Here is a 16,524-nt window from a genome sequence, read left to right as displayed (position 1 = left end):
AGTCTAAGATAGTAGGAAAGGGTAACGAATATGTGGCTTTAAGCCAAAAAAATGTGCAAAGGGGAAATAAAAAGATGGTTACGATTAAAGAGATTGCAAAAGAATGCAATGTCTCTGTCGCAACAGTATCAAATATCTTGAATCACAAGCCTGGCGCCAGTGATGAGACCAGAAGAATTGTGATGGCCAAGATAAAAGAGCTGAATTATAAGCCCAATACTGTGGCGAGAAATCTGAAGACTAAGAATACCAGGACAATAGGGGTAATTGTCGAGGATATGACGATCTTCAGTATTCCGGATATTGTAGACGGAATTACGGAACATTGTGAGGAAAATAATTATCAGATACTTTTGATCAATCTGAGATTATTTAAAAAATACAATGATTTTTATTATCACAGAGATGATTATTACGACCAGGTTGAGCAGGAAATTGATAAATTAATCGCAAGGCAGGTTGAGGGAGTTATATATGTAGCTGCTCATGAACGTGTAATGAAGTGTATTCCGGAAAAACTTCCGGTACCGGCCGTTATGGCATACGGATATACACAAAACAAAAATATCCCGTCCATTGTAGTAAATGATGAAGACGGGGCACATCAGATCGTCAAACATCTGGTCGACAATGGCCACAGGAAGATAGGAATTATAACAGGAAAACCGGATAGTATTCATACACAGGAAAGACTTCTGGGTATGCAGAGGGCGTTTTATGAGAATCAGATTCTGTATAATCCCGAAAGTGTATATTACGGGGACTGGACCAGACAAAGTGGTTATAATGGTACGGATCAGCTGTTGGAACAGGGGGTTACAGCGATTTGCTGCATGAATGATCTTATGGCCGGTGGAGTGTATGACAGAATGGAAGAAAGAGGAATGCTTCCGGGAAAAGAGGTCTCGGTAACCGGATATGATAACCGTGAACTTTCAGGATATTATAAGCCGCCGCTTACTACGATATCTCTTCCACTTCATGATATAGGTTATACGGCAAGCGAGGTAATTATGCGTATGGTAGAGGAGAAAGAGCTGAAAGAACCGGATGGTATATATCGTGTAGGATGTTATATGCTGGAGCGTAGTTCGGTCAGAAATCTTAAAGAAAATTCATAATCAAAACAATAAATAATGAAAATCAGAAAAAAATAAGCACTTACAGAAGAAAAAAATGTCTGTAAGTGCTTATTTTATAATAGGTTTGTGCATATTGCACAAAATAAAACGTTTAAGTTTTACTTGCACTTATCATAAAAGTGAGCGTATAATCTAATCAAACAAAGAAACAGGTAAATAAGATAAAAAAATATAAACCTGTAAAAAGAAATTTGCATTGTATATTGGGAAAAAAGGAAAATTGTAAAAAAAGGATATTAAACGATTAAGGAAAAGAAATCGGAGTTAATGTTCTGAGGAAAAGGTTATGGATGACAAGAAACTGAAAACAGTACCATTGAATAAGATCAAGATATCGGATCAGTTCTGGAACAGATATATACATCTGGTAAAAGATGTACTGATTCCGTATCAGTGGGACATTTTAAATGACAGACTTCCGGATGTGGAGACAAGTCATTGTATTGAAAACTTTAAGATTGCGGCGGGAGAAACTGACGGAGATTTTGAAGGGGCAGTATTCCAGGATACAGATGTAGCGAAATGGCTGGAAGCGGTAGCTTATTCACTGGCAGCAGAGCCGGATGAACATTTGTCATATCTTGCGGATAAAACGATTAACCTTATAGGACGTGCCCAATGTGAAGATGGATATCTGAATACTTATTTTACGATTAAGGATCCATCAAAACGTTGGACAAATCTGAAAGAGGGACATGAATTATATACGGCAGGACATATGACGGAGGCAGCAGTTGCGTATTATAAAGCAACCGGAAAAACAGAGTTTCTCGATATCATGAAGAAATTTGCAGATCTCATTTGCAAGACATTCGGACCGGATGAAGGTCAGATCCATGGATATCCGGGACATCAGGAAATCGAGCTTGCGCTTATCCGTCTGTATCATGTAACCGGTGAAAAGAAATATCTGGAAACAGCAAAGTATTTTATTGATACCAGAGGCGTGGGAGAAAATTATTTCCTGGAAGAAGAAAAGAGACCTGAATATAAACAGATATTCCCGGAATTTGCCGGATATGATCCGAGATATTCACAGTCACATGAGCCGGTAAGAGAGCAGAAGACGGCAGAAGGACATGCAGTAAGAGCCGTATATATGTATTGCGCAATGGCAGATCTGGCATATGAATACAAGGATAAAGAATTGTTAGATGCCTGCAAGACATTATGGGAGGACATGACAAAACGTCAGATGTATATTACAGGAAGCATCGGAGCATCCGGTCTTCTGGAACGGTTTACAACAGACTATGATCTTCCGAACAACTGTAATTATTCAGAAACATGTGCATCGATAGGACTTGCTCTTTTCGGAAGAAGAATGGCACAGATCACAAAAGATGCTTCATACATGGATATGGTAGAAAGAGCGCTTTATAATACCTTGTTATCAGGAATAGCACAGGATGGAAAGAGTTTCTTCTATGTAAATCCTTTGGAAGTGTGGCCGGATAACTGTATCGACAGAACTTCCAAAGAGCATGTAAAACCGGTGAGACAGAAATGGTTTGGAGTTGCGTGTTGTCCGCCAAATATAGCGAGAACACTGGCGTCCATGGGACAGTACATATATTTCACTGATAAGAACACAGCATATGTGAACTTATACATTTCTAATGAAGCTCAGATCGAACTGGAAGAAGGAGCATTAAAGATTCAGATAGAAAGTGATCTGACGAATACAGGACATATTCGGATGGCAATAACTCCTGATGGAGAGGGTGAACACAGACTGGCACTTAGAATACCGGATTATGTGAAGACCTATACGATCAAAAGAGATGGTAAGATTCTAAGAAATGCCAGAATCAGTCAGTCTTATCTTTTAATAGAAGACATCAAAGAACAGACAGAGATCGAGATTGACTTTGAGGTACCCGCGAAATTCGTAAGAGCGAATCCGAATGTCAGAGAAGATGCAGGAAAAGTTGCTCTGGTAAAAGGACCGTTAGTATATTGTCTGGAAGAAGCAGACAATGGGGAAAATCTTCCATCTATCTTCGTTAACACGAAACAGGAGCTGAAAGAAACATTTGAATCCGAACTTCTTGGAGGAGTAACGACGATTCGGTTCACAGGAAAGAAACTGAACATGGATACATGGCAGGATGGTGCATTATATGATACCAGAGAACAGGTATTCGAAGATATAGAACTCAAAGCAATTCCATATCATTGCTGGGATAACCGTAAAACAGGTGAGATGCTGGTATGGATGAAAGAAATGTTTTAATTATTTTGAATCTGTCAGGGAACATAGACCCTGTAGAGAAATATATATCTAAAAGGAGGAAAATCTATGAAAAAGAAAGTAGTGTCAGTGCTTCTTTGTGTAGCTATGACAGCAACTATGCTGCTTGGATGTAGCGCAGGAAGTGAAAAGAGTGATTCTAAGAAATCATCTAAGAGCGAGTCGGGCGGAACAACAGAGATGAAGGTTGACGGGGATGCAACAACCATTAATGTCTGGACATTCATCGAGTTACACCAGAAATTCTACACAGAGATGGCTAAGAAATGGAATGAGGAACATCCGGATAAGAAGGTTAAATTAGTACTTTCTAATATGCAGTACGATGATATGCACAACAAATTATCGCTTGCACTGGAATCAGGAAAAGGAGCTCCGGATGTAGTTGATATCGAGCTTGGAAAATTCCCTTCATTCACAAATGGTAAGATCGGACTTATGGATCTGACAGATGCAATCGCACCATACAAAGACAACGTAGTTGAATCTCGTCTTGACATCTACGGAAAAGATGGAAAATATTACGGATTCCCAACACACGTTGGTACAACAGTTGCATTCTACAATGATGATCTGTTAAAAGAAGCAGGAATTGATTACACAACAATTAAGACATGGGATGACTTCAAAGCAGCCGGTGTGAAATATCATGAGAAAACAGGTAAGAACTTCGCTTGTGCTGAGACAACAGCTCAGTGGATGGTTAACCTTATGTTAGCTCAGAAAGGTACTGATTACCTTGACAAAGATGGTAACCTTGACCTTACAAATGATAAAGTTGTAGAAGTACTTCAGTACATCAAAGATATGCAGGATGCAGGCGCACTTGCAACAGTAGCTGGTGGACAGCCGGATAACGAAGAAGCTTATCCAGAATACAACAGTGGTAACTTCGCAGTACAGATCATGCCTTTCTGGCAGACATCAAGATTTACAAACTACATGTCTGACCTTGAAGGAAAGATTGCAATCGCAGCTCCTCCGGTATTTGGAGACAACGATGCAGTTAAGACAATCGGTGGTGGTGGAACCGGTACAGCAGTTGTAAAATCTTCTAAGAATGCAGACCTTGCAGCTGAAGTATTCGCTTACATCAAACTGTCTGAAGACGCTAACAAAGAAGTTTGGAATGTATTAGGATTTGACCCTGTTAATACATCTGTATGGACAGACACAGACCTTACACAGAATCCGGACAACCAGTTCGTAAAATACTTCAAGACAAAACCATTTGACACTCTGTTAGAGCTCCAGGATAGCATTGGCGGACTTAATTCTTACACAAGTTCTAAATATCCATCTATCAACAACGAGTTCTGCACAACAACACTGAACAACATTTTCGAAGAAGGAATGGACGTAAAAGATGCACTGAAACAGTCTCAGGAAACTCTTGAAAATGAATTCGGCGACAAATAAGATTTGCAATTAAGAAATTAGTAATGTAATAATCAGGGGGTTGCGTGCAAAAACTGCCGCATCCCCTTCTTTTTAAGAAGGAGGATACATAAAACCATGAAGAAATTTTTCTATTCTCAGAAATTAGCTCCTTATGTGTTTATCCTTCCTTTTGTCCTCACTGTTATATTTTTCTGGGCAGTTCCAATCGCGAACGGAGTCCTTTTAAGTTTTCAGGATGTATTACAGGATAAATGGGTTGGATTGGATAATTATAAGAGACTTCTGTCCGATAAGATCTTTTTAAAAGCTTTGTTTAACAGTACACGTTATATGATCGGAACACTGGTACTTCTGATCCCATTTCCGATGCTTTTTGCAACACTTCTGAACAGTAAGCTGATGAAGAAACCTGGATTTTTCAAATCCATCTATTTCCTTCCGGCACTTACATCAGTCGTAGTTGCAGGTACAATCTTCCGTCTGATGTTTGGTGAGATGGAGACTTCTCTTGCCAACCAGGTGATCGGAATGTTCGGACTTGGACCAATTAAATGGTTAAAGAATGATCTGACCGGTTATTTTGCACTGTTACTTCTGGCATGCTGGAGATGGACAGGTGTTAACATCCTGTATTTCCTTGCCGGATTACAGAGTATTTCAACAGATCTTTATGAAGCGGCTTCTATCGATGGAGCAAATAAGTGGCAGCAGTTTACAAAGATTTCCCTTCCACTTCTGAAACCAACAACCGTATATGTGTTAACGATCAGTATCTATGCAGGACTTGCAATGTTCAATGAAAGTTACATGTTATGGAAAGGTAACAACTCACCGCAGAATATCGGACTTACGATCGTCGGATATCTGTACAGGCAGGGAATTGAAAAACGAGCGATGGGTTATGCCTGCGCAGTAGGTCTTGTACTTCTGATTATTGTTATGATCGTCAACATGATCCAGCTGGCAGCTACAGGAACATTCAAGAAGGAGGAAAGATAGTATGGGCGAAAAGAGAAAAAATAAAGACCGGCTTTGTACAATATTGATGATCGTCTTCTTCTCGATCCTGGCTATCCTGGTGATCCTTCCGATTTATACAATCTTTCTTGCCAGCTTTAAACCGGGCGGAGATCTTCTTCAGTATGGTCTGAACCTTGGAATTGACTGGAGCCGTATGAGTCTTGATAACTATGTACTGCTGTTTACCGGCCAGCATGATTACTGGAGATGGTTCTTTAACAGTATCACTCTTACAGTCGTTACAGTAGTGGCAACACTTCTTGTAAGTGCATTTGTAGGATACGGATTTGCAGCCTATGAATTCAAAGGAAAGAACTTTATGTTCGTAATCGTTCTCCTGATCTTATCTGTTCCACTGGAGGTTATCATGCTTCCACTGTACAAACAGATGACAACATGGGGACTGATGGATAACTATATCGCAATTGTATTACCATTCGTTGCACATGCATCTACAATCTTCTTCTTCAGACAGTATCTTCTGGGACTTCCGAAGTCACTTCTGGAAGCAGGACGAATCGACGGAGCAACAGAATATGGTATCTTCTTCAAGCTGATCATGCCGATCATGAAGCCGGCATTTGCAGCTATGGCGATCTTAAATGGTATGAATGCATGGAATAACTACCTGTGGCCATTACTGGTAATCCGTTCTTCAGAAAAATACACACTGACACTTGGACTGAACACCCTGATCAACCCATACGGAGATAACTATTCACTCCTGGTTGTAGGTTCGTTCTTCTCAATCATTCCTATCTTTATACTGTTTGTATGTTTCCAGCAGTATTTCATCGAAGGTATGACAGCAGGTGCGGTAAAAGAGTAATCATTGTAATAATAGGAGGTTGAAAATGAGTAAGACAGCAAAGATGATCATTGATAAAGATTTCCAGATTTCCAAAGTAGATGAAAGAATCTATGGCTCTTTCATCGAGCATCTCGGACGTGCCGTGTATGATGGATTATATCAGCCGGGCAATCCGTTGTCAGATGATGACGGATTCCGTAAAGATGTCATTGATCTGGTAAAAGAACTGGATGTACCGATCATCCGTTATCCGGGTGGAAACTTTGTATCCAACTTCTTCTGGGAAGACAGTGTAGGACCTGTAGAAGAGCGTCCGGCGCGTCTGGAACTTGCATGGAGAAGTCTGGAAGAGAATAAGATCGGATTAAATGAGTTCGCAAAATGGACAGACAAAGTAAATTCCAACATGATGATGGCAGTCAATCTTGGTACAAGAGGAATTGCAGATGCCTGCAATCTTCTGGAATACTGCAACCATCCGGGCGGAACAAAATATAGTGATCTTCGTATCAAACATGGTGTAAAAGATCCACATAATATCAAAGTATGGTGCCTGGGTAATGAGATGGATGGACCTTGGCAGCTCGGACACAAGACAATGGAAGAGTACGGACGTCTTGCAGAAGAGACAGCAAAAGCAATGAAACTGATCGATCCGTCTATCGAGCTGGTATCCTGCGGAAGTTCTGCTCTTGATATGCCGACATTCCCGAAATGGGAATCTACAACACTGGAAAGTACATATGATTATGTTGATTATGTATCTATGCATCAGTATTATGGAAACCGTGATAATGATACTGCTGATTTCCTTGCATGCTCAGATGATATGGATGAATTCATCCGTACCGTTGTCGCAACATGTGATTATGTAAAAGCGAAAAAACGTGGTAAGAAAGATATCAATATCAGTTTTGATGAGTGGAATGTATGGTTCCATTCGAATGCAGCCGATGATGACATCACACAGAACCATCCATGGCAGGTAGCACCTCCGATGCTGGAAGACATTTACACATTTGAGGATGCACTGGCAGTCGGACTGATGCTGATCACATTGTTAAAACATGCAGACAGAGTAAAGATTGCCTGCCTGGCACAGCTGGTTAATGTTATCGCACCGATCATGACAGATCAGGGCGGCGGAGCAGCATGGAAGCAGACGATCTTCTATCCATTCCTTCACGCTTCCAAGTATGGCCGTGGCGTAGCACTGATGCCTCTGGTACAGACAACAAAGCATGATACAGCAAAACATGAAAATGTTACTGACGTAGAAAGCGTTGCAGTGTATAATGAAGAGAAAGAAGAGCTTACAATCTTCGCTGTTAACCGTACACTGGAAGATGATATTGAACTGACAACAGACTTAAGAGGTATGGAAGGATTCCATCTGGTAGAGCATATCGTCATGGAAGAATCTGATCTGAAGCTGGTAAATAGTTCTTACGAAGAAAAAGTAGTACCAAAGACAGTAAACCGTTCAAAGATGGATGGTGGAATCATGACAACTCTTCTTGGAAAAGCATCTTGGAATGTAATCAGATTAAGTAAGTAGAGGCGGTTAAGATATGAAATTTTGGGCAATTGACAGTCCGGTAATGAGAGTGCTTGGACGACTGGGGGATATTATTATACTGAACATGATCTTTGTGGTCGGATGTATTCCGGTGATCACCATCGGAACTTCCTTAAGTGCTCTGTATGCGGTGGCGATGAAGATGGCAAGAGGTGAAGACCCGTCGGTGTGGAAGGAATTCTGGAAAGCCTATAAGAGGAACTTCAGACCGGCAACCATCTGCTGGCTGGTCATGGCTGTCATTGCCATACTGCTGTTTGTGGATTTCCGGATCATCGGAGTTCTGAAAAGAGGCAGCGAAAGTATGTACAGTATTATGCGTATTGTACTTGCAGTGATCCTTGGAATGTGGATGCTGATGTTCCAGTATCTGTTTCCATATATTGCAAGATTTGAAAATGGAATCTTTGCAACACTGCGCAATGCACTGCTTCTTGCGGCAGCGCATATTCCATCTACGATCGTGATCGTAGGCTTAAGTGTCGGATCGCTCATCTTAACATTGTTCACATCCAGATCCTTTGTGATCGCAAGTATTATATGGGTGTTCTTTGGATTTGCGGTATTGGCATATGTACAGGCGTTTCTCCTGTGCAGGATTTTTGAAAAATATGAAAAGTAAATTGTATTAGTAGTGTTCCAATAAGATCCTCGGAAAGAGGACGGAAAATGGGCAATATTATATACATACGGCTATATTTGCTTCATTCAAAGCTGCCGCTTGTATGTAATATTGCCCATTTTCTGCAGAGATCAAAGTATGCAGGATAAGTTGCCGCCTGCAGGAACTGTCAGGGGCGGTTCCTTGCGAATCTTCCGGCAGAGCTGTCCGGTTCTGTGGTGTTATACGGCTGGTAATTCGTCAATAATCTGCTGCAGAATTTTTTCTACAGAATCGGTAACATTGGTTGCGTATTTATCGATACCGGGAGCAGCATTCGCCATGGCATAGCTTGTACCGGCGGTCTGCAGCATTTCGACATCGTTATACTGATCTCCGAATACGACACAGTCTTTTGCTTCAATATGTAAATGATCGATCAGATCTTTTAATGCACTTCCCTTGTTGGCGGTCGGGCAGATGAAGTCTACCCAGAGATTGCCGGAAGTAACAACCTTGATGTCAGATGAAAACATTTCTTTTAGATGTTTTTCACACGCATCGGTTCCGCTGTAATCGCAGACTGCAATCTTAAGGATCGGTTCCGGGATCTCAGTTCTTGGGTCATCGATGAATTTCATATTATTCTGGATGACATTTACCATGTGATTATAGAATTTCGGATTTTTCGAGGTGCTGTAGCAGACACGTTCGCCGGAGATGATGCAGTTGTATTGTGGATATTTTGCAACTTCATCCAGGATACGGTAAGCAAGATCCTGCTCAATAATTCCTTTGGAAATAGTCTCTTCGTTGTATATACAGAGAGAACCGTTTTCGGCGATGTATGCAATATCGTCCTGAACCGGAGTGAACAGTCTGCGAAGATTCAGGTACTGGCGTCCGCTGGCAGTGGCGAACATGATCCCGTGTTCTTTCAGTGTACGGATCTGGTCGAACACAATTGGATTGACATCGTGTGCGCCATTTTGAAGTAGTGTGCCATCAAGGTCGCTGGCGATTAATTTAATCATAAATAACTCCTTATATAAAACATTTCTGAAAACATTGATATTTATTTCGCTACTAATTATAATATAAATGAGTAAAATATGAAAGACAAAGGTAGGAACAGGAATATGAAGATTGGAATTGCAAATGATCATTCTGCAGTAGACATGAAAAATGAGATTGTAGAATATCTGGAAAGTCTGGGACATGAAGTCGTGAACTATGGAACAGATTCTTATGAAAGCTGTAATTATCCGGAATTCGGTGAGAAGATCGGGAATGCAGTGGCAAGCGGTGAAGTAGAGCAGGGGATCGCAATCTGCGGAACCGGTGCCGGAATCTCGCTGGCAGCGAATAAAGTAAATGGAATCCGTGCAGTAGTGTGCAGTGATCCATATACAGCAAGAATGGCGAAAGAGCACAACGATGCGAACGTGATCGCATTCGGGGCACGTGTGATCGGTATCGAGACTGCGAAATGCATCGTGGATGAGTGGCTTAATGCTAAGTTTGAAGGCGGAAGACATGCCACAAGAGTGGACATGATCATGGACGTGGAAAAGAGAAATCATAATTTATAGAATACATTTTTGAGATATAGACATATTATGGATATGGAGGAAGAGACTGCTGACGGTGGTCTCTTTTTTAGGACAAAAAACGACACGCAGAGGTTGTGTGATCTGCATGCCGCCTTTTATATCATATTATATTGGAGAAATGAAAAAAATGATAATATCTGTTTTAAAATTACCTTTTATAACTTATTTCTGGTGAGCTGCTTCGTACTCTCTGAAAGCATCTACCTTTGGCTGAGAAGAGCATCCCGGAACGAATTCGTTTGTCAGGAAAGCGTCTGTTAATTCTTCTCTTAATTTGTTACCGATTGTGAAAGCTCCCATACATGCGATGTTGGCATCGTTGCTGAGACGGGCTCTTTTCGCTGAGTAGATGTCTGAAAGTAATGCTGCATAAGCGCCTTTTACTTTATTAGCTGCGATAGAAACTCCAAGACCTGTTCCACAGATCAGGATTCCGCGGTCATACTCGCCGGAAGCAACAGCTTCTGCAACTGCAACTGCTGTGTTAGCATAGATCGGATCTTCGCTTCCGAAGTCTTTGATCTCTCCATAACCCTTATCTTCCATAAATTTGATCAGTTCCTCTTTTGCCTGCTGTGCGTTTGGATCACATCCGATTGCGATTTTCATAGTGAATATCCTCCTTAGATATAAAAATTAAAATGTTTTAATGAATTACTGTTTGCTGAAATGTTTTCCTGCTTAATATATGTCTTCTATATTAAGCAGCTTTATTTTGCATCGTGCGCTTTGATCGCATCGCGGATCAAAGTGTCGAATTTGTCTGCCTGCCATGCAGCACGTCCTGTAAACAGACCATCGATGGATGGCTGAACGATCAGATCACATGCGTTTCCTGGATTTACGCTTCCGCCGTAAAGTGTCGGAATTTCATCGGCTGCATCACCGAAGATCTCGTGTAATGTCTGTTTGATGACTTTGTGCATCTCTTCTGCGTAATCGGCAGAAGCAGGAGTTCCGTTGACTCCGATAGACCACACAGGTTCGTATGCTACCCAGATGTTCTTTGCGTCTTCGACAGATACACCATGGAATCCTACTTTTAACTGTGTACGGAGTACTTCAGCACTGATGCCGAATTCTTTCTCTTCAGCAGTCTCGCCGATACATAAAAGAGTTTTGAATCCATGTTCCAGTGCGCAGAGAACTTTCTTGTTCTCTTCGATATCCGTTTCGCCAAATACATGACGACGCTCAGAGTGTCCGATCATGACAAGTCCGATGCCAGCCTCCTGTAACATCAGAGGAGAAATCTCTCCTGTAAACTGTCCCTGTTCCTCCCAGCACATATTTTGTGCGCCTAAGCGGATGTTCTTCTGGTCAATAGCTTTTGAAGCACTGTCCAGAGTTGTATAAGAAGGAATAATGAAAAGTTCAATCTCATCCCTGCTTATATCTTTTGTAAGAGATTCCAGCTCCTGAAGATAGGAAACGGTATCTTTTATGTTCTTGTACATTTTCAAGTTACTTCCAAAGAAAAGTTTTTTACTCATGATACCCTCCAGTTTCGATATTTTGCTTTTTTTTGGTTGTTTTGATTATATCTCTAAAATAGAAGAAAAGCAATAATAAAAACGAAAATAAACGAAACAAAATGAAAATAAAGCCAAAAAAGTGACAAAACCTTAACAAACTATTGAAAAATGCACAAAAAATGAAAAACGAATCTATGCAATTGTGATAAAGTTACGAAAAAGTGATAAAAACTATTGCAAAAAACAAAAAAGAAATGTAAGATATAGACATCGAAACGAAAACAAAACCGAAAGCGAAACGAAAAAGAAAGGAAAGTAAAGAATTATGAGTACACAGTATAAACCAATTACAGCAATCACAATGGGAGATCCTGCAGGTATCGGACCTGAGATCGTAGTAGGAACAATGTTAAGTGAAGAAATCCACGACTGCTGCCGTCCATTCGTAATCGGAAGCATCGCAATCATGGAAAGAGCTGCAAAGGTTCTCGGAAAAGAATTGAAATACAACAAGATCGAAGATCCATCAGAAGCAAAATATGAATTCGGAACAGTAGACATCATTGAGACTGGTGATTACGATACAGACTCTATCGAATGGGGAAAAGTTCAGGCACTTGCAGGACGTATGGCAGTTGACTGGATCATGAAATCCATCGAACTTGGACAGGCAGGAAAGATCGATGCAGTTTCTACAGCACCAATTCACAAAGGAGCAATCAAGCTGATCGGAGTAAAAGAACCTGGACATACAGAGATCTATCAGAATGCAACACATTCTCCATATGCACTGACCATGTTCTCATGTCACAAATTAAGAGTATTCTTCGTAAGCAGACATATGTCACTGGTAGATGCATGTCACTACGCTACAAAAGATGTCATCCTGGAAGATGTCATCAACATCGATAAAGAGTTAAGAAAAGTCGGAATCGAGAATCCACTGATCGCAGTTGCAGGATTAAACCCACACAACGGAGATAACGGATTATTCGGACGTGAAGAGATCGATGAGATCGAGCCTGCGGTAAAAGCAGCTCAGGAAAAAGGAATCAATGCAATCGGACCTTGCCCGGCTGACTCCGTATTCCACATTGGAAAATCAGGTAAATTTGATGCAATCCTTTCTTTATATCATGATCAGGGACACATCGCTTGTAAGACATTAGACTTTGAAAAATCTGTAACACTTACATTCGGACTCCCATTCATCAGAAGTTCTGTAGACCATGGAACAGCATTTGATATTGCAGGTAAAGGAATTGCAGGATGCATCAGTATGATCGAGTCTACAAAAGTAGTTGCAGAATACGCAGCAAAACAGCACGAGAAAAAAGAAGCTTAATCAAAAGTGATAACAAGGTAATAACAGAGGTTCATAAAAGGGGTGTCGGATCCCTTTTATGAATGGCTTATATGTGAACGGATAGAAAGAGAGGAAAGTGCCATGCCTTTGATAGGAGCAGTTGCAGATGACCTGACAGGAGCAACAACGACAGGCGTATTATTAGCGAGATCGAAAGCAAGAACAGCAGTATTTTTTAATGAGGAAGCAGCACAGGAAGCAAGAGAGACAGCATCTCTGGATGCAATCCTGATCAGCAGTAACTCAAGACCACTTCCAAAAGAGGAAGCATATGACAAAGTAAAATCAGCTACCAATGCATTAAAAGCAATGGGCGTAAAATACTTTTCAAAACGTATCGATACAACTTTACGTGGCGGCGTAGGAGTAGAGATCGACGCAATGTTAGATCAGTTAAATGAAGATGCGATAGCAGTTGTCGTACCGGCAATGCCACAGTCCAGAAGAATCCTTGTTGGCGGATATTCAGTGATCGACGGAGTTGCACTGATTAACACACCGGTTGCGCAGGATGTACGTACACCGGTAAAAGAGAATTACATACCAAGACTTCTTGCAGGCCAGACCAGAAGAAAGGTCGGGCTGGTTACATTAGATCAGGTTCTGAAAGGAAAAGACGGAATCAAAGAAGCTCTTACCGGAGTAAGAAATGATGGCGCAGGTGTCATTATTGTGGATGCGATCACATTGGAAGATGTAGACCAGATCGCACAGGCTTGTATCGATCTTGACTGGGACGTAGTCGCAGTGGATCCGGGACCGTTTACTTCAAAACTTGCATACAGAAGAGGACTCATTCAGGAAGAACAGCCGAATGTACCACCGGCAGCAAGTGAAGCAGGAAAGACTGTTCTGATCGCAGCCGGAAGTGCAACACCGGTTACGAAGAAGCAGATGCAGGTATTATGTGAAGATTCCAGACATGTCAGAATCAGTGTAGAACCAATCCCACTGATCAATGGTGGAGATGAAGCGTTAGATGAAGCGTTCAAAGCTGTGAACAAAGCAGTTGAACTGATCGAAAGTGACAAGCAGCCAAGAGCGATCCTATTCGAAACAGCACTTCACGGAGAAATTTTAAATCTGGACGAAGAAGATAAAAAACGTGGCTATGCAGGCGGAATGAGTGCGAACCGTATCAATGCCGGACTTGGAACTATTATCTCACAGGTACTGGAACAGGTAGGAAGAGAGAAAATCGCCGGTCTGTATACTACAGGTGGTGACACGATGGTAAATGTATGCTATCAGCTTGGAGTTGAGTGCATCGAAGTGATGGACTACGTAATTCCACAGACAGACGTCGGAAGATTAGTCGGAAAATATGACGGACTTCCGGTCGTAGGAAAGGGCGGACTTACAGGTAATGACAATACAGCCTGCGATATCGTAGAGCGTCTGTTTAAGGAAGCAGCAAGATAGCATCAGGGGGAACCATCCTGATCATAAACGAAAAACGCATCATAAAGAGAAAAGGAGAGAGAAAATGAGCGAAGAAAAAACACAGGTTCAGAATGCAAGAAAAGATTTAGACATTCTGAATAAAATGAAAAACCTCCCGGGAGGTCTGGTAATCATTCCATTGGTAATCGCAGTTGTATTTGCAACATTTGTACCACAGGTATTCCAGATTGGTGGATATGTAACAGCACTTTTCTATGAAGGAAATGCATGTATGATGGGATTCTTCCTGATCGTATGTGGATCTATGATCGACATCAAACAGGTAGGTATGCCGCTTTACAAAGGTGTAATTATGACAGGTACCAAGTTCTTACTTGGAGTTATTGTTGGTCTCGTTGTTGGTAAGATCTGCGGACCAGAAGGATTCCTCGGAATCGCACCATTTGTATTAATTGCAACAATTACAAACTCAAACGGATCACTGTACATTTCCCTTTCTTCACAGTTCGGAAATGCTACAGATACAGGGGCTATCTCAATCCTGTCATTGAATGATGGACCATTCTTCACACTGATCGCTCTTGGTGCAACAGGACTTGCAAATATCCCGATCAAATCCCTGATCGCAGTATTAGTTCCACTGCTTATCGGATTTATCTGGGGAAATCTTGACAAAGGATTCCGTGATGCTTGTAAGACAGCTCAGCCAATCGTAACATTCTTCATGACCATTTCAATTGGTGCGAAGACAGATATCAAGACAATCCTGACAGCAGGTGCTTCCGGTATCGTACTTGGACTGATTTCTGCAGCAACAGCAGTTATCTTCTTCTTCGTAATCAACCTTCTTCTTCCAAAGAAGGAAAGAAATGCGATGGGTGCAGCCATCGGTACAACAGCCCTGAACTCAGCTATGACACCTGCTGCAGTTGCAGAAGCTGACCCTTCAATGGAAGGAATGGTAAGTATGGCAACAGCACAGTGTGCAACAGCTTCTATCATTACCCTGTTCCTCTGCCCGTTCATTACAGCAGCATTTGATAAATGGATGCAGAAGAGACAGAAAGGTATTTACAGTCCGGAAGGATGGGCTTACGATAAAGTAAAAGCAAACTAATCTGAAATAGCAATATAGTACGAGTAGTACAAACATTTCCAGTCCTTTTATATGTCAAAGTATAAAAGGACTTTTCTAAAAAAGAGATAAATAAAAATCAACAGGAGGTAATGTTAAATGAGTATGGTAGAAAAAGAGACAAAAGTAGTGAATGAGAATAAGATGATGGTGAATATGACAAAAGAAGCATTGTATGACTTCCTTTTATTCCACGCATATTCCAAATTCAGCGGATTTCTGGTAAATATACTGGGACTTGCAGTTGCATTTATGGGAATCTTCTCGTATACAACCGGAAGAGTGAGTGGCATAGGAGCGGCGCTTTATCTGGTGGCAGCGGTAATATTCCTTGGCGGCACACCGTTCCAGCTTAAGATGAGAGCAAAAAAACAGGTTGTTGTAAACAGAGAATATAATGCGCCGGTAGAATATACATTTTCCGAAAAAGGAATCACACTCGAGCAGAATGGAGAAAGTAAGACATACGAGTGGGAACAGATCGAACGTGCGGTAGTTACGCCAAAGACAATTGGAATCTATTATGCACCGGAATGTGCGATGATACTTCCAAAAGAAGATTTCGGAGATCAGTTTGTACCGATTTTTACAACAATTGCAACACAGTTAGGACAGAGTAAGGTAAGAATGAGATAACAAATGTTCTCAAAAAGGAGCTGTCTGTATGCTTGACAATTGATATAAAAAGTGTAAACTGATTTATTAAGAGGATAGTTGCGGGGA

At 41.2% G+C, this 16,524-nt stretch carries 15 protein-coding genes; 12 read left to right on the top strand and 3 right to left on the bottom strand.

All coding sequences use genetic code 11. The annotated features are described in order from the left end of the window. The first annotated feature begins 74 nt into the window (after positions 1–74). The 7 genes from NQ508_RS12245 (at position 75) to NQ508_RS12215 (ending at position 8,829) form a co-directional block, all read left to right on the top strand. Positions 75–1,121, top strand: a complete 1,047-nt coding sequence (locus NQ508_RS12245; RefSeq protein ID WP_006428156.1) for a LacI family DNA-binding transcriptional regulator — start codon at positions 75–77, stop codon at positions 1,119–1,121. Between the two features lie 307 nt (positions 1,122–1,428). Then, a complete protein-coding gene (locus NQ508_RS12240) occupies positions 1,429–3,378 on the top strand; it encodes a glycoside hydrolase family 127 protein (RefSeq protein ID WP_006428157.1) in 1,950 nt (649 codons plus the stop codon). A 66-nt stretch (positions 3,379–3,444) separates the two neighbouring features. Further along, a complete protein-coding gene (locus tag NQ508_RS12235) occupies positions 3,445–4,815 on the top strand; it encodes an ABC transporter substrate-binding protein (protein WP_006428158.1) in 1,371 nt (456 codons plus the stop codon). 96 nt (positions 4,816–4,911) lie between these two features. Continuing rightward, positions 4,912–5,796, top strand: a complete 885-nt coding sequence (locus NQ508_RS12230; RefSeq protein WP_006428159.1) for a carbohydrate ABC transporter permease — start codon at positions 4,912–4,914, stop codon at positions 5,794–5,796. A gap of 1 nt (position 5,797) precedes the next feature. Continuing rightward, positions 5,798–6,646: a carbohydrate ABC transporter permease gene (locus NQ508_RS12225; protein ID WP_006428160.1), complete on the top strand. Its 849-nt coding sequence runs from the start codon at positions 5,798–5,800 to the stop codon at positions 6,644–6,646. 25 nt (positions 6,647–6,671) lie between these two features. After that, the gene (arfA, locus tag NQ508_RS12220) at positions 6,672–8,186 is read left to right on the top strand and encodes an arabinosylfuranosidase ArfA (RefSeq protein WP_006428161.1); all 1,515 of its coding nucleotides are present in this window, start codon (positions 6,672–6,674) and stop codon (positions 8,184–8,186) included. 13 nt (positions 8,187–8,199) lie between these two features. Further along, complete coding sequence (locus NQ508_RS12215; protein ID WP_006428162.1) at positions 8,200–8,829, top strand: YesL family protein; 630 nt, start codon at positions 8,200–8,202, stop codon at positions 8,827–8,829. Between the two features lie 221 nt (positions 8,830–9,050). On the opposite strand, the gene NQ508_RS12210 is transcribed toward NQ508_RS12215, so the two are convergent. After that, the gene (locus NQ508_RS12210; RefSeq protein WP_006428163.1) at positions 9,051–9,842 is read right to left on the bottom strand and encodes a Cof-type HAD-IIB family hydrolase; all 792 of its coding nucleotides are present in this window, start codon (positions 9,840–9,842) and stop codon (positions 9,051–9,053) included. A 105-nt stretch (positions 9,843–9,947) separates the two neighbouring features. On the opposite strand from NQ508_RS12210, the gene rpiB reads away from it, so the two are divergent. Continuing rightward, on the top strand, positions 9,948–10,400 hold the full coding sequence (rpiB, locus tag NQ508_RS12205) for a ribose 5-phosphate isomerase B (RefSeq protein WP_022415704.1): 453 nt from the start codon (positions 9,948–9,950) through the stop codon (positions 10,398–10,400). A gap of 183 nt (positions 10,401–10,583) precedes the next feature. Here the strand turns inward: rpiB and NQ508_RS12200 are convergent, their stop codons facing one another. Together NQ508_RS12200 and tpiA are read right to left on the bottom strand one after the other, a co-directional pair. Continuing rightward, positions 10,584–11,030 carry an RpiB/LacA/LacB family sugar-phosphate isomerase gene (locus NQ508_RS12200; RefSeq protein ID WP_006428165.1) on the bottom strand — a complete coding sequence of 149 codons (447 nt, stop codon included), beginning with the start codon at positions 11,028–11,030 and terminating at the stop codon, positions 10,584–10,586. Between the two features lie 101 nt (positions 11,031–11,131). Beyond that, complete coding sequence (gene tpiA, locus NQ508_RS12195; RefSeq protein WP_006428166.1) at positions 11,132–11,914, bottom strand: triose-phosphate isomerase; 783 nt, start codon at positions 11,912–11,914, stop codon at positions 11,132–11,134. A gap of 307 nt (positions 11,915–12,221) precedes the next feature. Between tpiA and pdxA the strand changes: the two genes are divergently transcribed. From pdxA to NQ508_RS12175, 4 genes are all read left to right on the top strand, one after another. Continuing rightward, positions 12,222–13,241 (top strand): 4-hydroxythreonine-4-phosphate dehydrogenase PdxA, encoded by a 1,020-nt coding sequence (pdxA, locus tag NQ508_RS12190; protein WP_006428167.1) that lies wholly within the window; start codon positions 12,222–12,224, stop codon positions 13,239–13,241. 102 nt (positions 13,242–13,343) lie between these two features. Then, positions 13,344–14,684, top strand: coding sequence for a four-carbon acid sugar kinase family protein (locus NQ508_RS12185; RefSeq protein WP_006428168.1), 1,341 nt, complete (start codon positions 13,344–13,346; stop codon positions 14,682–14,684). Between the two features lie 64 nt (positions 14,685–14,748). Further along, the gene (locus tag NQ508_RS12180; protein WP_006428169.1) at positions 14,749–15,783 is read left to right on the top strand and encodes a 2-keto-3-deoxygluconate permease; all 1,035 of its coding nucleotides are present in this window, start codon (positions 14,749–14,751) and stop codon (positions 15,781–15,783) included. Positions 15,784–15,900: 117 nt separating this feature from the next. Further along, positions 15,901–16,437, top strand: coding sequence for a YcxB family protein (locus tag NQ508_RS12175; RefSeq protein ID WP_006428170.1), 537 nt, complete (start codon positions 15,901–15,903; stop codon positions 16,435–16,437). The last annotated feature ends 87 nt before the right edge of the window (positions 16,438–16,524 follow it).

The organism is Dorea longicatena, assembly GCF_025150085.1.
GTDB lineage: Bacteria > Bacillota > Clostridia > Lachnospirales > Lachnospiraceae > Dorea_A > Dorea_A longicatena.
This window is presented reverse-complemented; position numbering and strand designations above follow the sequence as displayed.